This is a genomic window from Bacillus sp. FSL R7-0672 (assembly GCF_038601465.1).
GTDB classification, from domain to species: domain Bacteria; phylum Bacillota; class Bacilli; order Bacillales; family Bacillaceae; genus Bacillus; species Bacillus pumilus.
The window spans coordinates 2,132,399-2,152,830 of record NZ_CP152010.1 but is presented as its reverse complement, the minus strand read 5'-3'; the positions used below and the strand labels follow the sequence as shown (position 1 = coordinate 2,152,830).

26 protein-coding genes are annotated in these 20,432 nt (G+C 41.0%); 20 read left to right on the top strand and 6 right to left on the bottom strand.

The features are described from left to right. Nucleotides 1-158: 158 nt before the first annotated feature. The 3 genes from MKY18_RS10785 to MKY18_RS10775 form a co-directional block, all read right to left on the bottom strand. On the bottom strand, nucleotides 159-503 hold the full coding sequence (locus MKY18_RS10785; RefSeq protein WP_044141048.1) for a YolD-like family protein: 345 nt from the start codon (nucleotides 501-503) through the stop codon (nucleotides 159-161). Between the two features lie 15 nt (nucleotides 504-518). After that, nucleotides 519-1,751 carry a DNA polymerase IV gene (locus MKY18_RS10780; RefSeq protein ID WP_126741066.1) on the bottom strand — a complete coding sequence of 411 codons (1,233 nt, stop codon included), beginning with the start codon at nucleotides 1,749-1,751 and terminating at the stop codon, nucleotides 519-521. A gap of 149 nt (nucleotides 1,752-1,900) precedes the next feature. Next, the gene (locus tag MKY18_RS10775; protein ID WP_065098346.1) at nucleotides 1,901-2,350 is read right to left on the bottom strand and encodes a YfmQ family protein; all 450 of its coding nucleotides are present in this window, start codon (nucleotides 2,348-2,350) and stop codon (nucleotides 1,901-1,903) included. A 276-nt stretch (nucleotides 2,351-2,626) separates the two neighbouring features. Here MKY18_RS10775 and MKY18_RS10770 point away from each other — a divergent pair, with 276 nt between their 5' ends. Together MKY18_RS10770 and MKY18_RS10765 are read left to right on the top strand one after the other, a co-directional pair. After that, the gene (locus MKY18_RS10770; protein WP_342497512.1) at nucleotides 2,627-3,106 is read left to right on the top strand and encodes a GNAT family N-acetyltransferase; all 480 of its coding nucleotides are present in this window, start codon (nucleotides 2,627-2,629) and stop codon (nucleotides 3,104-3,106) included. Further along, nucleotides 3,103-4,077, top strand: a complete 975-nt coding sequence (locus tag MKY18_RS10765) for a bifunctional GNAT family N-acetyltransferase/GrpB family protein (protein WP_065098345.1) — start codon at nucleotides 3,103-3,105, stop codon at nucleotides 4,075-4,077. Before MKY18_RS10770 ends, MKY18_RS10765 begins: the two co-directional genes overlap by 4 nt. 17 nt (nucleotides 4,078-4,094) lie before the next feature. On the opposite strand, the gene MKY18_RS10760 is transcribed toward MKY18_RS10765, so the two are convergent. After that, a complete protein-coding gene (locus tag MKY18_RS10760) occupies nucleotides 4,095-4,802 on the bottom strand; it encodes an expansin EXLX1 family cellulose-binding protein (protein WP_283923807.1) in 708 nt (235 codons plus the stop codon). A 214-nt stretch (nucleotides 4,803-5,016) separates the two neighbouring features. Between MKY18_RS10760 and MKY18_RS10755 the strand changes: the two genes are divergently transcribed. The 3 genes from MKY18_RS10755 (at nucleotide 5,017) to MKY18_RS10745 (ending at nucleotide 7,162) form a co-directional block, all read left to right on the top strand. After that, nucleotides 5,017-5,343 carry an iron-sulfur cluster biosynthesis family protein gene (locus tag MKY18_RS10755; RefSeq protein WP_044141053.1) on the top strand — a complete coding sequence of 109 codons (327 nt, stop codon included), beginning with the start codon at nucleotides 5,017-5,019 and terminating at the stop codon, nucleotides 5,341-5,343. A gap of 12 nt (nucleotides 5,344-5,355) precedes the next feature. Next, entirely contained in the window at nucleotides 5,356-5,595 is a 240-nt protein-coding gene (locus MKY18_RS10750; RefSeq protein WP_003215790.1) for a YqkC family protein, read from the top strand. Nucleotides 5,596-5,899: 304 nt separating this feature from the next. Continuing rightward, on the top strand, nucleotides 5,900-7,162 hold the full coding sequence (locus MKY18_RS10745; RefSeq protein WP_065098343.1) for a tetratricopeptide repeat protein: 1,263 nt from the start codon (nucleotides 5,900-5,902) through the stop codon (nucleotides 7,160-7,162). 26 nt (nucleotides 7,163-7,188) lie between these two features. Here the strand turns inward: MKY18_RS10745 and MKY18_RS10740 are convergent, their stop codons facing one another. Continuing rightward, nucleotides 7,189-8,121 (bottom strand): alpha/beta fold hydrolase, encoded by a 933-nt coding sequence (locus tag MKY18_RS10740; protein ID WP_065098342.1) that lies wholly within the window; start codon nucleotides 8,119-8,121, stop codon nucleotides 7,189-7,191. A gap of 125 nt (nucleotides 8,122-8,246) precedes the next feature. On the opposite strand from MKY18_RS10740, the gene MKY18_RS10735 reads away from it, so the two are divergent. After that, complete coding sequence (locus MKY18_RS10735) at nucleotides 8,247-8,468, top strand: YqkE family protein (RefSeq protein ID WP_065098341.1); 222 nt, start codon at nucleotides 8,247-8,249, stop codon at nucleotides 8,466-8,468. 154 nt (nucleotides 8,469-8,622) lie between these two features. On the opposite strand, the gene MKY18_RS10730 is transcribed toward MKY18_RS10735, so the two are convergent. Continuing rightward, entirely contained in the window at nucleotides 8,623-9,546 is a 924-nt protein-coding gene (locus tag MKY18_RS10730) for an aldo/keto reductase (protein ID WP_065098340.1), read from the bottom strand. A gap of 167 nt (nucleotides 9,547-9,713) precedes the next feature. Here MKY18_RS10730 and MKY18_RS10725 point away from each other — a divergent pair, with 167 nt between their 5' ends. The 14 genes from MKY18_RS10725 to spoIIAB all read left to right on the top strand — a co-directional run bounded on the left by MKY18_RS10725 (nucleotide 9,714) and on the right by spoIIAB (nucleotide 20,419). Further along, entirely contained in the window at nucleotides 9,714-10,271 is a 558-nt protein-coding gene (locus MKY18_RS10725) for an NUDIX hydrolase (protein ID WP_342497511.1), read from the top strand. Then, complete coding sequence (locus MKY18_RS10720) at nucleotides 10,268-11,449, top strand: TIGR00375 family protein (RefSeq protein ID WP_065098339.1); 1,182 nt, start codon at nucleotides 10,268-10,270, stop codon at nucleotides 11,447-11,449. The genes MKY18_RS10725 and MKY18_RS10720 overlap by 4 nt, the downstream gene beginning before the upstream one ends. Further along, nucleotides 11,436-11,888 (top strand): GNAT family N-acetyltransferase, encoded by a 453-nt coding sequence (locus MKY18_RS10715; protein WP_065098338.1) that lies wholly within the window; start codon nucleotides 11,436-11,438, stop codon nucleotides 11,886-11,888. Before MKY18_RS10720 ends, MKY18_RS10715 begins: the two co-directional genes overlap by 14 nt. A 68-nt stretch (nucleotides 11,889-11,956) precedes the next feature. Next, entirely contained in the window at nucleotides 11,957-12,178 is a 222-nt protein-coding gene (locus tag MKY18_RS10710) for a hypothetical protein (RefSeq protein WP_044141061.1), read from the top strand. A 108-nt stretch (nucleotides 12,179-12,286) separates the two neighbouring features. After that, entirely contained in the window at nucleotides 12,287-13,417 is a 1,131-nt protein-coding gene (locus MKY18_RS10705; protein WP_081277169.1) for a S8 family peptidase, read from the top strand. Nucleotides 13,418-13,533: 116 nt separating this feature from the next. Next, nucleotides 13,534-14,181, top strand: a complete 648-nt coding sequence (gene spoIIM / locus MKY18_RS10700) for a stage II sporulation protein M (protein WP_034661156.1) — start codon at nucleotides 13,534-13,536, stop codon at nucleotides 14,179-14,181. A gap of 118 nt (nucleotides 14,182-14,299) precedes the next feature. After that, a complete protein-coding gene (gene fur / locus MKY18_RS10695; RefSeq protein WP_003215577.1) occupies nucleotides 14,300-14,752 on the top strand; it encodes a ferric iron uptake transcriptional regulator in 453 nt (150 codons plus the stop codon). 117 nt (nucleotides 14,753-14,869) lie between these two features. Then, nucleotides 14,870-15,097 carry a YqzK family protein gene (locus MKY18_RS10690; RefSeq protein WP_003215798.1) on the top strand — a complete coding sequence of 76 codons (228 nt, stop codon included), beginning with the start codon at nucleotides 14,870-14,872 and terminating at the stop codon, nucleotides 15,095-15,097. A 6-nt stretch (nucleotides 15,098-15,103) separates the two neighbouring features. Next, complete coding sequence (gene xerD / locus MKY18_RS10685; RefSeq protein WP_044141062.1) at nucleotides 15,104-15,994, top strand: site-specific tyrosine recombinase XerD; 891 nt, start codon at nucleotides 15,104-15,106, stop codon at nucleotides 15,992-15,994. A 151-nt stretch (nucleotides 15,995-16,145) separates the two neighbouring features. Next, a complete protein-coding gene (gene deoB, locus MKY18_RS10680; RefSeq protein ID WP_113767382.1) occupies nucleotides 16,146-17,330 on the top strand; it encodes a phosphopentomutase in 1,185 nt (394 codons plus the stop codon). A gap of 11 nt (nucleotides 17,331-17,341) precedes the next feature. Further along, on the top strand, nucleotides 17,342-18,154 hold the full coding sequence (locus tag MKY18_RS10675) for a purine-nucleoside phosphorylase (RefSeq protein WP_065098335.1): 813 nt from the start codon (nucleotides 17,342-17,344) through the stop codon (nucleotides 18,152-18,154). Between the two features lie 124 nt (nucleotides 18,155-18,278). Then, nucleotides 18,279-19,466: a D-alanyl-D-alanine carboxypeptidase family protein gene (locus MKY18_RS10670; protein ID WP_065098334.1), complete on the top strand. Its 1,188-nt coding sequence runs from the start codon at nucleotides 18,279-18,281 to the stop codon at nucleotides 19,464-19,466. 162 nt (nucleotides 19,467-19,628) lie between these two features. After that, nucleotides 19,629-19,982, top strand: a complete 354-nt coding sequence (spoIIAA, locus tag MKY18_RS10665; protein ID WP_065098333.1) for an anti-sigma F factor antagonist — start codon at nucleotides 19,629-19,631, stop codon at nucleotides 19,980-19,982. Further along, nucleotides 19,979-20,419: an anti-sigma F factor gene (gene spoIIAB / locus MKY18_RS10660; RefSeq protein WP_012010447.1), complete on the top strand. Its 441-nt coding sequence runs from the start codon at nucleotides 19,979-19,981 to the stop codon at nucleotides 20,417-20,419. The genes spoIIAA and spoIIAB overlap by 4 nt, the downstream gene beginning before the upstream one ends. Nucleotides 20,420-20,432: the final 13 nt, after the last annotated feature.

The window sequence follows — 20,432 nt, the reverse complement described above, 5'->3', positions numbered from 1 at the left end:
CCAATCATACATGAAAAATTGTGCAAATTAAATACACAATTTGATGGAGGGGACATCCGCCGTATGGCAGAGAAGCATGATTGGCTCGTATTTGGAGGCGCATGCTTTTTTCTGCCGGTGCTTTTATGCCACTGATTCGTGTGGTCATTTGACCCCATTTAATCAAGGTCGATCGCGACGATTTGCTGCAAGGACAGGTTGAGAACATCTTCATCATTGACGATTTTTATGCGCTGCGTTTCATAATGAATGGCTTTGACCCAGCCCCAAAACTGCTCTTTTCTACCTGCTTCGGCATATGTCACGCAAATCGCTTGATCCTCGGTAATCGACTGTGTGATCAAAAAATTCATTTCCTCCAGCTGATCGGTGCTCAGCGGGGGAGGGGTGTATTTTTTTTTCTGCCGTTTTTGAGCAAGCAGCTGCTCCCGGTGCTCTGGAAGCATCATTCGGCTTGATTCCCACATGAGGTTGTATCCAGGTGTTAATTTATTGGGATTCATGGCTGTTCGCCTCCGTTATTTGTAATGTCCGCCAATTTTTTCGGCGCGGTGATACGCCTGCCCCGCGCTTGTCAGTGACGAAGCGTGCAGCAGGGCAGCAGGTCCATACTTCATGTGAATCGCATCAAATACTTTGCTGAGTTTGTCTTTTTGAACATGATGATCAAATAAAGTCAGCTGATACTGGCTGTCAGACTGCAGCTGAGAGAGGGTAATACCGACACTGCGAATGGGCTGACCATCCCAGTGCTGCTGACATAGCTGAATGGCTGCCTCTGCAATATCTGTCCCGTACTGTGTAGGTGAATGAAGCTTGATTTGTCTATGAAATCCGGTCGGGTGAGAAAAATCAGCGCCTCTCACGCCAACAGACACTGTTTGACCAAGATAATGCTTAAAGCGTGCACGTCTTGCCACTTCTTCGCTCAATTCAAGAAGAGCGACTTTGATATCCTCAAAAGACGCATAATCATGGGGGAGAGTCATATGATGTCCCACCGCTTTTTGTTCATTATGTGTGTGAACGGTGACCGGAGAGGGATCAAGTCCTAATGCTGTTCGCTGCAAAAGCTCTCCGTTGATTCCCCAGCGTTTTTTAAGCCGATCTAACGGATAAGTAGCAAGCGTCCCAATGGTACTGATACCCATTCGTTTTAAATGGTGCTCCATTCGTTTACCAACGCCAAATAATTTTCCAATCGGAAGCGGCCATAAATCAGCCGCAACACTGTCTGCGCGAAGTTCATAGATGCCAGATGTGTTTTTTTTAGCAAAATGGTCACAGGCCATTTTGGCGAGCACTTTATTAGGACCGATGCCAACACGTGCGTAAATACCCGTCTGGTTCATAATGGTTGTTTGTATATTTTGAGCGATCTCACGGGGAGAACCGAGTAGTGTCAGGCTGCCTGTAATATCGAGAAATTGTTCATCAATTGAATATGGTTCGACAAGATCTGTGTATTGTTCAAGCAGCTCTGTGATCATGACAGAGATATCAAGATAACGCTGCATACGGGGGCGTACGACGACAGCTTCGGGGCATTTCTCCTGTGCTTCCCATAATCTTGATGCATTTTGTACGCCCCGTTTTTTAGCAAGCGGGCAAGCGGCAAGTACGACCCCGCTCCGCCGCTCAGGATCTCCAGAGACGATGAGCGGCACATCCTTCAAGTGGGGAGCCTCCACTTTTTCGACTGACGCATAAAACGATTGCATATCCACAAGCAGAATGGCTCGTTCATTCATTATTCTCACCTCTTAGAACGTATGTTCCGTTCTTATTGTAACCGTCAGGAGACGAAATTGATACTGGTAAATCATTCAAAGAAAAGAGTGTAAAACGATACAAAAAAGACGAAGTGTCTTCCACTTCGTCTTTTTTGATACAACATATTTTAAGCATGTGCTAAATTGTAAGATGTTTGGAGCGGCTCAGAACGCAAACGATAGGCCGTCAGTTTTTTCTTCGGCTTATGAGTAAATTGCCGCACCACATCCACGTGGTCATCGTAATGATACAGATAAAGGGTCACATCATGCTTGCCAAGCTTTGTTTGCATAGTAAGCGGCGCAGGCCCTTCCTGCGGACGAAGAAAGCGCTCTTCATCACCAGGATAAATATAATAGCGTTCAATAAAGATCGCATCATTAAAATGTTGAATAATTTCAGATGCTTGCTGATCATCGAGCGGACGATCTTCAAACATGATCGTTGTATGATCACTTGTTACTTTTGCATGCACTGCATAACGACTAAAAAGGCGTTCCACAACACCAGAAGGCAGCGAAGTGACAAGAAGCTTTAAAAGACTAAACACAACAAGTGAAGTAACAATCCAAACCAATATCATCATCTCCAATAAACATTTGTTACATTTCCTATATGAACCATCTTAACATACCAAAAGAATGAAACTTTCGCACAAAAAGTGAACTTTTTGAAATAAGTGTGAAGATTTAAAAGGAGATGACGGCGAAAGAACGAAATCAACAAAGCTGAAAGGAAAAAGGCTGACACGTGATCTTTACAAACAATAAATCGGACAGGTAGACTATTGAAACAACAGTTTTTTGTGAAAAAAGAGAGCGGTAAGTTAAAAATGAAAAGGGGCGAGGTCATCATGATACGTCAAGTGAAGCCGTCAGATTTTTACGCCGTCACATCCGTCATCCAAAGCTGGTGGGGAGGTAGAGATTTGCGCGCAAAATTGCCGAAGCTATTTTTTGAACATTTTCAGCAAACAAGTTTTGTCGTCGTTGAAAAAGGTGAACTGATTGGCTTTTTAGTCGGTTTTCTATCACAATCTCATTCAGATGAAGCCTACATTCATTTTGTAGGTGTACATCCAGACCATCGGAAATTAAAGATAGGAAAAATCCTATATCAAGCCTTTTATGATGTGGCAAAACAGGAAGGAAGAACAACCATTAAAGCGGTAACAGCACCTGTAAATAAAGTATCAATTGCCTATCATGCAAAATTGGGCTTTCAAATTGAAAAAGGGGATAAAACTGTAGAAGGAATCTCCGTGTTTTCAGACTATGATGGAATAAATGAAGATCGTGTTTTATTTGTGAAAAAATTAGAGGCAATTCAATGATTGTCAATTTAGATCAAACAATAGGAGATGTAGCAAAGCAGATCTTACATATTCAACTAGCTGCATACCAACAAGAAGCTGAACAAATTGGCTATGCCGATCTTCCGCCATTAAAAGAGACCATTCAAGATGTAATGAAAGCAAAAGAGCAATTTATTGGTTTTGAGCAAAAGGGAATCTTACTAGGTGTTGCCTCTTATGAAGAGCAGAAAGATTATTTGATCATTAGTCGATTGGCTGTGCATCCCAAAGCGCTAAAGCAGGGTATTGGAACAAGACTTATGTCTACAATTATGGAGAAAAATGTCCCTATAGAACTGACCACAGGGCAAAAAAACACCCCTGCAAAAAGGCTATACGAAAAATTAGGATTTCTTGAAACAAATGTAATTCATGTTGCAAAAGAGCTCACCTTATCAAAAATGAAATGGACACCGAGGCGAAAGGTTGAGGTTGTCGAATTCAAAAAAGAATGGCATGAAGAATTCCATCAAGAAAAGCAGCGACTCAAGCAAATCATTCAAAAGAGCTGGATAGAAGGACATCATATTGGTAGTACGTCAGTTGAAGGACTTGTTGCCAAACCCATTATTGATATCTTAATAGAAGTAAGTCATCTAAAAGAGATCGATAGAAAAAGAGAGAGCTTTGAACATCTTGGATATCAAGCGCTCGGTGAAAATGGCATAAAAGGGAGACGTTTTTTTCAAAAGGGTGGCTTGAATCGTACGCATCATGTCCATATTTATGAGAGAAATCATCCTGATGTGAAAAGGCATTTATTGTTTCGAGATTACTTAAGGGCCCATCCAGAACGAGCTGTAGCGTATGCGTCTGTCAAGGAACAATTAGCAAATCAGTATCGGGAAGATATACAAAGCTATATGGCAGGAAAGAATGAAATCATAAAAGTAATAGAAAATGAGGCATATCGCTGGGATAGAGAAGGAGGAGAGGAAGCTCTTAAATAAGCTACCTCTTTTCCTCGTTAATTAGGAAGCTGAACATTGCCCTTTACAGTATAGGCCTGTGAAGCAGCAGTAGATGGAAGAGCGGGTAATTTATCCTTTACGATGACCCCGCGGATATCTGTGATTCGAACAGGAAGAGATTTAGACCCCATATTAAATCCAAGGAAATGGTTGTAGTCTGTCTTTTCCATGTTCACCCATTGTCCATCTTTGTAATATTCCATTTTCATAATCGGATATTTATGATTGCGCACTTGAATCGCAGCCCACCACTTACTGCTACCTTCTTTTATTCTGTAAACTACATTTCCGCTAATCGGTGCTTTTACAATTTTCCAACTAATTGGGATTTTTCCATCTTCCATATTACCGATTTTGGCAAAGGCATTATGAGAAAGATCAAGAGCTCCTTTCGCTCCTTCTGGATATTTATCGGTTACATACACAACGGTTTTTCCTTTTGGACCCTTTACTTCAAGGTAAGCCCCTGCAAGTGCCGCATTTATCCCTTTATAGTTATAGTCATGGGGATTTAAAGCCGTAATTTTCATGTCAGATGGAATAGGATCTAATAATGCGGCGCCCCCTGAGTAACCAGATCCCGTATAAGTCGCATAGCTTTCTCGTACTTCATCAAGGACAGATGCCGCTTTCATGTTTGGCACAGCGAAACTCAACATAAATATCAGTGCCCCGATGAAGCAGAGAGATAATCTTTTTTTCACGATCTAAAACCTCCTGTTTATTCTTTTTTAAAATTGGTAGCGTCATAAGTATAATTCTAAAAAACAAGAAGCAAAAAGAGCCAATAGATAGATATAATCATAGTGAGAAGAGCGTGTATTTCAAAGAATATGACTTTCGGATTTAGTCGTGTGGCATGTTTTATGGTGTTTTATGTGTTACAATGTAAGCATCAATTTAAAAAGGATGTTCGCCATGTATATTCACATCACAGAACAGGCTAAAACATATATAGAAAAACAGCAAACAGGAAACGAAACTAAGGAATTACTGCTTCGCTACGATTCAGAAGGTTGTGGCTGTGCAGTGAGTGGCGTACCAATGCTTTGGTTAACAAGTGAAAGAACAGGTGAATGGGAACAACTTAATAATAGCCAACATTTAAAACTATATATACACATTGCACAGAAGGTATTCTTTGATGAGGAAATGACCATCGATTTTAATGAAAAAGCCAATACATTGATGCTGAAAAGTCCTCAGCAAATACTCAGTCCAAGAATGGGCATACTTGTAAAGTAAGGTGGAAACGTAGTGGATCAGAAGCTTAGAGTGATACAAAACACGGCACAAAATAAAACATGGGTGTCGTTTTTAAATAACAATCATCCCTATACCCTTTTGCACTGGTCAATAGGTGGAATGGATTCGGTGAAAAAGGATGTTTGGCTTCTTCAGGATGAAGTCACATTTGAAACGGAAGAATTCCCAACGCTCGAATTAGCTGTCAATTGGATCAAAGAGAATATGGAACAGGTAACAGATGTATTATAAAAGCCCTTTTTGACAAAAGGGTTTTTTTCGTGACTTCATCATCTCATTAAACAACAGGGAACGTCTAATCTGAAAAATGATCTTTTGCAACGCAAAAAACTGTTTTATAACAACCAATTCGACAAAATGAAAAAAATAGAAATGAAAAAATCATGGATATAAATGCCGAAAAATAGGCAATGGAAGCGGTTATTGCGGGATACCGAAAACTTTGCGAAAAATGACATTTCATATTTCTTCCATTCGAGGAAATATGATAGAATACAACATGTATCGTATATGAGAAGGGAGGTGCTAAAGTGAATTGAAGCTCAAGCTGTCATCGCCTCAGGTTGGAATTAAAATAAACGAATGGTATAGGCAGATTTGCGGATTTCATGTCATGAAAGCAGAGAAGCTGAAGGCCGAGATCGAGCAGGAAATTCTGGAGATGGAGCAGGATCAAAACTTGTTGCTGTTTTACCAGCTGATGGATTTTCGCCATAAGGTGATGCTTGAATATTTTGAACCGGCAAAGAAAGCCTCAAATGATGAAGAAATTAAAAACCTGTTAGAAACGATCGAACATTCGCAAACGAAATTAACGGACATGCTTGAATACTATGTTCATTTTTTCACAGGAATGTTTGAGTTTGAACAGCAAAACTATTTAAGTGCCATTGCCTATTACCGTTCAGCAGAAAAAAAGCTCAATCTCATATCAGATGATATAGAAAGAGCAGAATTTTACTTTAAATTAGCTGAAATATACTACCACATGAAACAAACCCACTTTTCGATGCACTATGCCTTGCAAGCGTTAAATACGTACTCTGCCTACAGAACGTACACGCTGAGAATCATCCACTGTGAATTTGTCATCGGTGCAAACTATGATGATTTGAAATGCTATGAACATGCATTGCCCTACTTTAAAAATGCTCTAAATCGAGCACGCACGATTGGAAACCCTCGAGTCATAGGTTCGGCCCTTTTCAACTTAGGTAACTGTTATTACCAAATGAACGATCTTGCGGAAGCAAGCCGTTATCTGAAAGACTCTCTTGAAGTGTTTGAAAAGGAGAATTTAACCCATCTTAATCGCTCTCTAGACCCACTATTTATGCTCACCCAAATCCTGTTTAAACAAAAACAAATAGAAGAGTCGTTAACCCTCTATCAAAAAGGTATTATGAAAGCCTGTGAATTAGAAGATGAAATTTACATCTGCAAATTTCAGTTCTTAAAAGCATTATACGTTGATGCAGAAATAACGATCATAGACGATACATTAGACCTGCTCGAGGACAAGCGCTTATACCCAGACATTGAGGAATTGGCACTTGATGCGGCTCATTATTACAATGAGCTTGGACTGTATGAAGCATCGACACGGTTTTACGAACGGAAGATTCAAGCCATATCAAAAATTCAAAATGGGGGTCATTTATATGAAAACGAGTTTGATAGTTCTTTTATTGGCAGCAACTGCAGGATTATCGGTCATGAGTCAGCAGCAATCGGAAGAGAGTCATATGGAACTGGCGGGCAGACATCATACAACAGTGGTGACTATCGCATAAGTTAGCTCAAAAAGAGGAGACGAACTGCTGTTCATTCTCCTCTTTTATCATCATTCGATTCAAATGGTTGAAGGAATGCTTGAACTTCTTGTTCGTAAGCTTCTTTATTTTCACTAAAAGACATCGCGTGTGCCCCGTGCGGCGCTATAAATAGCTGTTTATCACCTTTTTTTCGAGCATATAGCTGCTGACTCTGCTCGCATGGAATATAGTCATCATAAAGACTATGGATAAAAAGCACAGGTTCTCTCACCTGATCGATCACATCAAGCGGTGACACTTGCCGAATGCTGTATCCATCCCGCCATTTTAACACTCGATCACTTAGTGGAAGAATCCATTGCCCTGAAAGACGAAAATCTGTTTTTAATCGATAGAGAAGCTGATCCTCAAAAGAAGCAAAAGGACAGTCAGCTATGTAAAAATTGGCACTTGCTTCCGGCTTTGCGGCATATAACAAAGTCGTGACTGCCCCCATTGATTCTCCATGTATACCGATAATAGCATTTTCCCCGAGTCTTTGTCTAAGCCACTTCACGACCTGCGCTAAATCTTCTTTTTCGTAGTACCCATAACTCGTGGTTTTTCCGCCACTCATTCCATGTCGTCTATGATCATAAAGCATCACATTCCACCCAAGCTTTTGGAATAATTTCATATACTTAACGGAATTTATTAAACTGACTGTGACGCCATGACAAAGTACGATGGTGCGTGTTGTATGCGGATGTGAGTGCGGCACAAAATAGCCATGAAGCTCATAACCAAATGCTGAAGGAATACACACTTTCTCTTTGTTAAGCTGTTGAAACTCTTCATGATGATAATGCCCTTCATCTGCTTCTCGTTTGATGAGCTCTTCATCTGTTAATTTTCGAATATACATCATTTTATTGGTGAAAAAAATTCCGATTGCAACGAGCGGACATAATATGAAGGCAAGTATAGCGATCCATTTTCTCATCTAGCTGATTCTTCCTTTCCGAGGTTTTTCCTATGATGATCATACCACATGTTGGGAGATTGGCGTGACTCTTGCTCAGGAAATAAAACGGATGATACACTTAGAGGCAAAAGGAGAGAGGCACAATGAAAAAGAACAATGATCAAGCGAAATTAAAGGACGGCATAAACGAGGATCTCAAACAGCAGCTCCTTCAAATGAAGCAGAATCTGGCCGCCGAGACAGAAAAAAGAGAAGAACAAAAACGACAAGGCCTCCTTCGGCAGCAGAAAGAAAAAGAAAAAAACAAAAGCTTCTCGGAGTTACTAGATGAAAGTCATTTGGACTGGAGAAAATATAAAAGCTAAAAAAGGGAGCACTGATGCTTCTTTTTTTATGTCATCATTTGTTAAATATGAAAAAGAGTTCACTCATCATACATACGATAAAATAGAAAAATTGTAGAAAAACATGAGTTTCTCTACAATCATCAGAGGTCACATCAGGTGATCTCTTTTTATCTTATTTAAACCGGTGCGCCTCGTACACAGATGGTTTTGTATAGTAAGTCAATGCTTTTACTTCTTGGTCACTTAAAGAACGTGCATTGGCCGCTGCCGCATTTTCTTTTAACTGTTCCACCGAGCTTGCGCCAAAAACAACGGAACTAACCGCAGAATTCTTAAGCAAATATTGAATGGACAGCTCTGTGAGTGATAGGTCATAAGCGACTTTCTTTAAAGAAGGAATGACTTGCTGAAGCTCGTCAAATGAATATTGAAGATAGCCGTTTTTTTGAATCGAGGCACTTGCTTGCGAAAGTGGTTTTTCGGTTAAAAGCCCTTTTGCTAAAGGTCCTCTTGCCACGACACTAATGCCTTGTTCTTCAAGAAGAGAGAACCATTCCTCTGGACGGCGGTCGAGTAAACTATATTGCATCATGACACTGACGATGTTTGATTTTTTGGCGTATTCTTTAATGACGTTTGGACGGATAGAAGAGATGCCATAATAGCGAATAACGCCTTCTTCCACTAATTCTTCAAAAGCCTCAATCGTCTCATCGATAGGATCATTGATCGTGCCTCCGTGCAATTGGTATAAATCAATATAATCTGTTTGCAGCCGCTTGAGGCTTTGTTTTACGGCTTCTTTTATGTATGCCTTTGAAGGGTCCCAGTCCCAGCCAGATTTGCCTTTTTCAAAGCGGTTGCCGCCTTTTGTGGCCAAAATTAAATCTTGCCGCCTGTTTTTAATCGCTTCCCCGACAATTTCCTCATTTGTCCCAAAATCATATAAATCGGCTGTATCCAAATAGTTAATTCCAAGATCAATGGCTTCATCTAATAAAGAGAGCGCTTTTCCTTTTTCTGTTCCTAGGGACATACATCCTAGAGCCGCTTCGCTCACCAAAAGATCCGATGTACCAATTCGTCTTTTTTTCAATTCCATCACACTCCTATTCCTTCACATTAAGTGAAAAAAATCTGGAATTCAAGCTAGGTGACTTCAAATGGCGCATTGAAGCAAGCGTCCGCATTTCGCTTCTCTTAAATCATCTATGTTAAAATGAATGAAGTAAAAAGTGAAAGTAGAACGAGGAGCTGACAAAATTGAAGGATTTTGAAGAAAAAACATTATCGACTAAAGAATTATACAACGGAAAAATCATTGATTTGGTTCTTGAAGATGTACAATTGCCAAATGGAAAACAAGGCAAACGCGAAATCATCAAACATCCTGGTGCAGTAGCCGTCATTGCTCTGACAGACGAAAATAAAATCATCTTGGTCAAGCAATACCGTAAAGCACTAGAGAGAGCCATCGTTGAAATTCCGGCTGGTAAATTAGAGCCAGGGGAAGAGCCGGCACATACAGCACTGCGAGAATTAGAAGAAGAAACAGGATACACCGCTCAGAAGCTTCAAAAGCTGACAGCCTTTTATACATCACCAGGTTTTGCAGATGAAATCGTCCACATGTATCTTGCAGATCAGCTAGTTCCGCTTGAAGAAAAAAGAGAGCTGGATGAAGATGAATTTGTTGAAGTGATGGAAGTTTCATTAGAAGAAGCCTTGCATCTCATTGAAAAGCAGCATATTTATGATGCAAAAACAGCCTATGCCATTCAGTACTTACAACTGCAAGAGGTACTTAAGTCAACAAAATGAGGGAGTTTTTTGCAGACATCCATATTCATATTGGCAGAACAAGAACAGGCAGAGCTGTTAAAATTACAGGTGCAAGGTCACTGACAATTGACCAAATTCTCATTGAAGCAACGCAAAGTAAAGGGATGGGGATGATTGGTGTGATTGATGCACAATCTCCAGAAGTCCTAGAAGAATTAATAGAAGGTGTAGAGGAAGGCAAGTACACTGAACTAAGTGATGGCGGTCTATCATTTGAACAGACCGTGCTGCTTTTAGGCAGTGAATTAGAAATTAACGATAACCATTCAAAAGGTCCGATTCACGTGCTTGCATTTATGCCTACACTGCGCAAAATGGCTGAGTTCTCCGCATGGCTCGCGCTACATATGAAAAATGTGCATTTGAGTTCACAGCGCCTCTATGTGGATGGGAAAACACTTCAGCATAAGGTCAAGGAGCTAGGAGGCTTATTTATTCCTGCTCATATTTTCACCCCGCATAAAAGCTTATTTGGCAAAGGAGTCAGCACGTCTTTAACGGAAGTGTTCGATCCGGACCTCATTGATGCTGTTGAACTAGGACTTAGCTGCGATACGTCAATGGCGTCCCAGTTAAGCGAACTGAACCGTTATCCCTTTTTAACGAATTCAGACGCTCATTCTTTAGGAAAAATCGCGCGAGAATATACAAAAATCCGCATGGACCATGCCTCTTTTGCTGAATTTAAACTAGCCCTTGAAGGGAAAGAGGGGAGAGCCATCACAGGAAATTATGGGCTCGCCCCGCGGCTTGGGAAGTACTATCATACAACCTGCGAGAAGTGCGGATTAAGACCTCGCGCGCTAGATCAAGAAAAGTGCCACGCATGCGGACATACCCGGATGACAAAAGGAGTGAGTGAGCGTTTAAAGGAGCTTGCTGACCAGGAAAGTGACAAAGGAACAAGACCTCCTTATGTTCATCAGCTTCCGCTTCAATTTATTCCGGGTGTTGGAGCCAAAACGCTGGAGAAGCTAAAAGCCGTGTTTCACACAGAGATGAATATCCTTCATCAAGCAACAGAACAAGAACTAAAAGCTGTCCTGCCAGAAAAAACAGCCAATTACATCATTAAAGCAAGAAAAGGTGAAGTCGAACTGATCGCTGGCGGGGGCGGAGTGTACGGTAAGGTGGATATCAATCATGAATCAAGTTAACTGGACATGTGAAACGTTTGAACAATTGACAAAAGAGGATCTTTACCTGATCTTAATGGAAAGAGTCAATGTGTTTGTTGTTGAACAAACATGCCCTTACCCTGAAATTGATCACCGGGATCAAGAAGCCTTTCATCTGATGGCAAAAGAGGACGGCACGATTGTGGCTTATTGCCGAATTTTTCAAAGCGGAATCATGTACGAAGAGGCGTCCATTGGCCGCGTTCTTGTGACGCAGGCAGGCCGAAAAAAAGGCTATGGAAAAATCCTGCTCAGCAAGGCTTTGGAAAAGCTGAATGACTTAGGTGAAACAAGTGTCAAAATTCAGGCGCAGGCCTACCTGAAATCGTTTTACGAATCCTTTGGTTTTAAGGCCGTTTCAGATTGTTATGATGAAGATGGGATTCCTCATCTTGATATGGTGAAAACAGAAAGATAGGCGTGTAGACGTCTATCTTTTTTATGTCGCATCGTGTATCATAACGTCAACGAAAGGGGTTTTGCCAAATGGGAAAAAGCAATGCAAAGAAAAAACGAGAACATATTGAAAGGCAGCACAGCCGAAACCCGGAACTGTCGAGAGGAAACATGGCGCACTTTAGTACACATGAAAGAAAGACTAAAACAAAACAAGAAGCGTTGCAGCACATGATGAAAAAACATAAAAGAAGGAATGCTTATGATCACTATCAAGAGGATCATAAGCATTTTTATTTTGCTTTTTTGTGACAACTAGTTCAAATAAATGGAAAGTTTTAAAAAATAGGACAAACGGTCGTTTCTTTTTGTCTAAAAATGTAGTTAAATGGCAAAAAGATGAAAGGGAGAGTGAGTATTGTGAACGTCAAGTCAATTGGAGCAGGGCTTTGTATGGCAAGTATGATGCTGGCATCGGTCACGTTCGGCGCCTCACATATTTCTGCAAAGGAACAAGCAAAAAAAGAGTACATGATCGGCTTTTCTTCTTCCGTTCAAGATCATACACAAAAACAGCTTGTTGAAGAAGCTGGTGGACATGTAAAAGAATCCATAGAGCAGATAGATGTGATGAAAGTTTCCTTGAATGAGGCATCGAAAAAGAAACTAAATCAGGCAAAAGAAGTGACCTTCATTGAGGAGGACCAAAAGGCAAAAACAAGCGGTCAAACGATCCCATATGGCATCAAAAGCATCAAAGCACAAAAGGTACATAAACGGGGATACGCTGGACAAAATGTCAAAGTAGCCGTTCTTGACAGCGGCATTGATGGCAAACATGAAGATCTACATGTCACCGGCGGAGTCAGCTTTGTTCCAACAGAGTCAGATCCGCTTGTTGACCCGCATGAACACGGGACGCATGTGGCGGGCACAATTGCAGCGTTAGATAATAAGGTAGGTGTCGTTGGTGTTGCGCCAAAAGCTTCTATCTATGCGGTCAAGGTGGCAGATGAAAATGGTGATGGCTACTATAGCTGGATTATTAAAGGAATTGAATGGGCCATTGAGAATGACATGGATGTCATCAATATTAGTATGGGAGGAGCAAGTGAATCTGAAGCGCTGAAAGAAGCGGTAGATCGAGCATATGACAAAGGTATTCTCATTGTGGCTTCTGCTGGGAATGCAGGAAGTTATGGCTCTCTCAACACGGTTGACTATCCAGCCAAATACAGCTCAGTGATAGCGGTTGCTTCTGTTGACCAAAGAAAACAAAGAGCTTTTGATTCATCTGTAGGCGAAGAAGTGGAAGTTTCAGCACCAGGCGTTTCAACTCTCAGCACTATTCCCCATAATGAATATGGCTACAAGAGCGGAACATCCATGGCATCACCGCATGTAGCAGGAGCTGCGGCTGTCATTCTATCAAAACATCCGAATCTGACAAACGATGAAGTACGCGAGAGACTTTCAAAAACGGCTACACAGCTTGGAGATCCTTTTTACTATGGTGCTGGGCTTGTGAACGTACAAAAAGCGGCACGATAAATGAGAAGAGAGAGCAGTGTTTAGGCTGCTTTCTCTTTTTTCTTTCAATAAAACTGTCATGTTTCGTAATCTCTCTCATAGAATCTAGTAATCTTTACTATTTGGGAGGAAGACGCATGCGGAAAAAGTCTTGGAAGGAACATCTTCTTCAGCACGTAAAAGACCATCTATCGATTTATTTGTTTGTCTCTGTACTCTTTTTAATGGGTGTAATCTTTGGGGCCATCATCGTCAATAGTATGACAATTAGTCAGAAAGAGGATTTATTCTATTATTTAAATCAATTTTTTGGTCAGCTGACAAATGAGAAAGCAGCAGAATCAAAAGAAATGTTTTTGCAAAGCTTTTTGCATCATATGAAATATTTAGGTCTTATGTGGATACTAGGAATATCTATCATTGGCCTGCCGCTCATCTTTCTCATGATCTTTTTAAAAGGAATTGTCGTTGGGTTTACAGTTGGTTTTCTAGTAAATCAAATGGGGCTGAGTGGTTTCTTCCTTTCGTTCGTATCGGTTCTTCCGCAAAACATATTGCTTATTCCGGCCTATTTAGTGATTGGGACATGTGCGATTGCGTTTTCCATTCGTCTCATTGGGCAGCTGTTCATGAAAAAAACCATCAGTCAAGCACCTGTTCAGTGGTTCGCCCGCTATGCATCTGTCCTGCTGATGATTTTAGCGCTTGCTGCACTTTCGTCCTTTTTTGAATCGTATGTCTCCTTCATGCTCATGAAAAAGCTGGCAGGTGTTCTTTTTTCATAAATTTATAATTGTTATTAAATAATAATCAATTTATTTATTAATTTAAAATGATTATAGTTGGCTCCCAGCACATCATTTGATATAATGATCAAGTAATGTGGCGTAGGAGGGAAAGTCAATGGAAAATCGGATTGATCGAATTAAGAAACAGCTTCATTCTTCCAGCTATAAGCTCACGCCACAGCGTGAAGCAACAGTCAGAGTACTGCTTGAGAATGAAGAAGACCATTTAAGTGCAGAAGATGTATACCTCCTCGTAAAAGAGAAGTCTCCTGAAATTGGTCTTGCTACTGTTTATCGGACGTTAGAATTGCTAACTGAACTGAAAGTTGTTGATAAAATTAACTTTGGAGACGGCGTTTCGCGATATGATCTTCGCAAAGAAGGAGCCGCCCACTTCCATCACCATCTTGTCTGCATGGAATGCGGGACAGTCGATGAGATAGAAGATGATTTATTAGAAGACGTTGAAGAGATTATTGAACGTGACTGGAAATTTAAAATTAAGGATCATAGATTGACATTCCATGGCATTTGCCACCGGTGTCATGATGATGAATCCGGCAAATAATCCGAATTGGAACCTTTTCATTTAAGATGAAGAGGTTTTTTGCATTTTCGCTGTATATTCCTTGTCCCACCTGGCATATGCTGAAGTAATGAGAAGCTGAGAAAGGACATGAGAATCATGCGAAAATGGCTCAAAACAACAGGTGAAGTGATGAAGGTATTTATCTTGTTCACTGGTTTTACCGTGCTGTTCTATTATGCTATGATATGGATAAATTCAGAATATGAAAGCTACCATCGTTATGATAAACCAGAGGGTGCAGCAATTAAAGTGATGGAAATGGATCAGCCGAATCAAGACAACTGGCAAGACCGATTGATTTATTTTTATCAAAACGGGGAGTAGAAATCATTGAACGATCAATTATCCGACTTTATTCATTTTATGACAGTAGAGAGAGGACTCTCTGAAAATACCATTGTTTCTTATAAACGAGATTTACAGAACTACTTGTCTTTTTTAATGACACATGAGCAGCTGACAGATATAAAAGATGTCACTCGCCTGCATATCATTCATTATTTAAAACAGCTAAAAGAGGAAGGGAAATCGAGCAAAACGTCAGTACGGCATCTCTCCTCGATCCGTTCCTTCCACCAATTTCTGCTCCGGGAAAAAGTGACAACAGATGATCCGTCATGGAACATTGAAACGCAAAAAACAGAGCGGAAATTACCGAAAGTTCTCTCACTAGAGGAAGTCGAAAAGCTGCTTGATACACCAAATCAGCACACTCCATTTGACTACCGTGACAAAGCGATGCTCGAGCTCTTATATGCAACAGGCATTCGCGTCAGTGAAATGCTGGACCTGACCCTTGCCGATGTTCACCTCACAATGGGCTTTATCCGTTGTTTCGGTAAAGGAAGAAAAGAGCGGATTGTGCCAATTGGTGAAGCTTGCGCAAGTGCGATTGAAGAATATCTCGAAAAGGGCAGAAGCAAGCTGCTAAAAAAACAGCCGGCAGATGCCTTATTTCTCAATCATCACGGGAAAAAAATGTCGCGGCAAGGCTTCTGGAAGAATTTGAAAAAAAGAGCTCTTGAAGCAGGGATTCAAAAAGAACTCACCCCCCATACACTCAGGCATTCATTTGCAACACATCTGCTTGAAAACGGTGCAGACCTAAGAGCTGTGCAGGAGATGCTCGGACATGCCGATATCTCGACAACACAAATTTATACACATGTGACGAAAACAAGACTGAAAGATGTGTATCACAAATTCCATCCAAGGGCATAAGTAAAGCATGACACGGTGAACGTGTGTCATGCTTTTTCATGTTTGCACCGTTTATGGTTGTCAACCGGCTTGTAAACGGTTTATACTTGAGATGTCAGACCTCTCTTTTTGAAAGGTTAAAAGACAAGAATATTGAAGGAGGCGCTTTTTAATGCCTGATTATCAGTATAAACGCATTTTCCTCGTCGTAATGGATTCAGTAGGAATTGGGGAAGCACCTGATGCTGCTGAATTTAATGATGTAGGTGCAGATACACTAGGACATATTGCTGAAAAAATGAACGGGCTTCATATGCCGAATATGGCGAAGCTTGGGCTGAGTCATATTAAAGAAATCAAAGGAATTCCAGCGAATGAAAAACCGCTTGCGTATTATGGAAAAATGCAAGAGGCATCAAATGGTAAAGACACAATGACAGGACACTGGGAAATCATGGGTCTTTACATAGACACACCGTTCAGAGTTTTTCCAGACGGATTCCCAGATGAACTACTAAATGAACTAAAAGAAAAAACAGGCAGAGGCATTATTGGAAATAAACCTGCGTCTGGTACTGAAATTTTAGACGAGCTTGGCGAAGAGCACATGAAAACAGGCGATCTAATCGTTTATACATCTGCGGATTCTGTGTTGCAAATTGCTGCGCACGAAGAAGTGGTGCCATTAGATGAACTTTATCGTATTTGTGAAATTGCACGTGAGCTCACATTAGATGAAAAATATATGGTTGGCCGCGTTATCGCTCGTCCATTTGTCGGGGAGCCTCGGGCATTTGTCAGAACACCAAACCGTCATGACTATGCTCTAAAACCATTTGACCGTACAGTCATGAATGAGCTGAAAGATGATGGGCTCGATGTGATTGCGATCGGCAAAATCTCTGATATTTATGATGGAGAAGGAATCACCTCTTCTCTCAGAACAAAATCGAACATGGACGGAATGGACAAGCTGGTCGATACACTTAAAACAGACTTTACGGGACTCAGCTTTTTAAACCTTGTTGACTTTGACGCCCTTTACGGACATAGAAGAGATCCAGAGGGTTACGGAAAAGCACTAGAGGAATTTGACGCCCGTCTTCCTGAAGTATTTGACCTGTTAAAAGAGGATGATCTTCTTGTCATTACAGCAGATCATGGAAATGACCCGGTTCATCACGGAACAGATCATACAAGAGAATATGTTCCGCTCATTGCTTACAGCAAAAAGCATCAAGGAGCAAATGAACTGCCAACTTCAAAAACCTTTGCTGATCTTGGAGCAACGGTCGCAGACAATTTCAAGACAACGATGCCAAAATACGGCACAAGCTTTTTATCTAAACTCAAATAGGGGGAAATCTCGTGGGAGCACAGTTTTCAGAAGCGGCGGCATACATTAAACAAGCATCGACATACGTACCAACAGTTGGATTGATCTTAGGTTCAGGACTTGGCATTTTAGCAGATGAGATTGAAAATCCAATCAAATTGAAATATGAAGATATTCCTGGATTTCCTGTTTCAACAGTAGAAGGTCATGCAGGACAGCTCGTCATCGGGACGCTGAAAGGCACTGTCGTATGTGCGATGCAAGGACGTTTTCACTTCTATGAAGGATATGATATGAAGCAAGTGACGTTTCCAGTCCGTGTGATGAAAGAAATTGGCATTGGGACATGCATTGTGACAAATGCAGCCGGCGGTGTGAATACTTCATTCCATCCAGGCGATCTCATGCTGATTACAGATCATATCAATATGATGGGGACCAATCCATTAATTGGACCAAATGACAGTCAAGGCGTTCGTTTTCCTGATATGTCTGCCCCATACGATAAAGATTTGCTGGCACTTGCAGAAGAAACAGCTCAGCGCTTAGGCATATCTGTACAGCAGGGTGTTTATGCAGGGATGACAGGTCCTTCATATGAAACACCGGCTGAAGTTCGTTTCCTCAGAACACTTGGCGCAGATGCTGTAGGCATGTCGACGGTCCCAGAGGTGATTGTTGCGCGTCATGCAGGAATCAAAGTGCTAGGTATTTCTTGTATTTCTAATGCGGCATCAGGTATTTTAGATCAGCCGCTGTCTCATGATGAAGTCATTGAAGTAACCGAAAAAGTGAAAGCGAGTTTCCTTGATTTAGTAAAAGACATTGTCAAACAACTCTCATAGCATGTTTTAAGAAGCCTTCTGTTTATCGACAGAAGGCTTTTTTTATGTCAATCATATGATCTCTGAATAAAACAGCCTCGATGAGGAAAAAATAGAAAGGATTACGATAATGGAGGTCTGCCACTTGAAACGTCATATATGTGCATTGTTTATTTTAATGATCATTATCTCAATGGTTTCACCATCAGCGATAGCAAAAGAAAAGATTGAAAAACCAGAAGAAAAACAAACATCAGAATTGGTGCACGAAGCCAAATCAGCCATCTTAATAGAACGTGACACGGGAAAAGTGCTTTACAACAAAAACAGCGATGAAAAGCTGGCACCCGCAAGTATGACCAAAATCATGACGATGCTTCTCATCATGGAAGCCATTGATCAAGGAAAACTGAAAATGACTGACAAGGTAAGAACAAGTGACTATGCAGCTTCAATGGGAGGGTCACAAATCTTTCTTGAACCTGGAGAAGAAATGACCGTGAAAGAAATGCTGAAAGGCATTGCGATTGCGTCTGGAAATGATGCTTCAGTTGCCATGGCAGAGCATATTGCCGGATCTGAAGAACAGTTTGTCGAGCAAATGAACAAAAAGGCAAAAGAACTCGGTCTCACCTCTACGGTCTTTCAAAACCCAACAGGACTTCCTGAAAAAGACCATTACAGTACAGCTCATGATATGGCAAAAATGGCAAAAGAGCTGTTGAAATATGAACAAATCACCAAATTCACAGGTGTCTACGAAGACTATCTCCGTCAAAACACAGATAAAAAATTCTGGCTTGTGAATACGAACCGATTGATTAAATTTTATCCAGGTGTCGATGGGTTGAAAACAGGTTTTACAGGGGAAGCCAAATACTGTTTGACTGCATCCGCTAAAAAAGGAAACATGCGCGTCATTGCAGTTGTTTTCGGCGCAAGTACACCAAAAGACAGAAACGCCCAAGTGGTCAAAATGTTAGACTATGCATTTAGTCAATACACCACACACCCGCTTTACAAACGAGGACAAGATGTAGCTGAAATCAAGGTAAGCAAAGGGACAAAGAAAAAAATTAAGCTTGTCACCTCTGAACCAATCTCCCTTTTAACGAAAAAAGGCGAAAATGTGGATCAGATTAAAAAAGAAATCAAACTGTCTCAGGATGTTACGGCCCCATTCTCAAAAGGAACGGAACTTGGAACCATTGTCTTGAAAAAAGACGGAAAAGTGCTGCATGAAAGCCCTGTTCAAGCCAAAGAAGGAATGGAAAAAGCGGGCGTTTGGACATTCTTCAAACGAGCGATGGCTGAATTTGTGAAATGGAAATAAAAAGGAGAAGGCTGCTGAAACAGGCAGTCTTTTTGCTATGAGGAAGAAGAAAAGAACATCTAAATGTGACGAATGGTCACTAGTTTTGTCATGGTGAAGGATTTACTTGATAAAAAAGAGAAACAATCTTTATCCGAAATTAGAGCAAGGAGGAATAAAAAGATGAGCCTTGATATTAATTTTCAAGTAAAAGAGAGCGTACTTTGCATTCGATTAACAGGAGAGCTCGATCATCACTCCGCAGAAACATTGAGACAAAAGGTGACGAATTATTTGGAAACAGAGGACATTCGCCACATTGTGCTCAATTTGGCTGATTTAACGTTTATGGACAGCTCAGGTCTCGGAGTGATTTTAGGAAGATATAAAGAAATTAAGCAGCTTGGCGGAGAAATGGTCGTCTGTGCTATTTCGCCAGCAGTGAACCGGTTATTTGATATGTCTGGCTTATTTAAAATCATCCGTATGGAGCCTTCAGAGCAAACAGCATTGCAAACATTGGGGGTGGCATCATGAGGAATGAAATGAACCTGACCTTCTCTGCATTAAGTCAAAATGAATCCTTTGCGAGGGTGACAGTCGCGGCGTTTATCGCCCAGCTTGATCCGACATTAGATGAATTAACAGAAATCAAAACCGTTGTGTCAGAGGCGGTGACAAACTCTATTATCCATGGCTATGATGGGAATCCAGATGGTAAGGTGCATATCGAAGTCACACTTGATGATCATGTTGTGTACCTCACCATCCGTGACGAAGGTATGGGCATTACAGATCTTGAGGAAGCAAGACAGCCGCTTTTCACGACAAAACCAGACTTAGAACGCTCTGGAATGGGCTTTACCATTATGGAGAATTTTATGGATGATGTCATGATAGACTCATCTCCAGAAATGGGCACAACCATCCGTTTAACAAAGCATCTATCAAAAAGCAAAGCGCTTTGTAATTAAAGGAGCTGCTCAT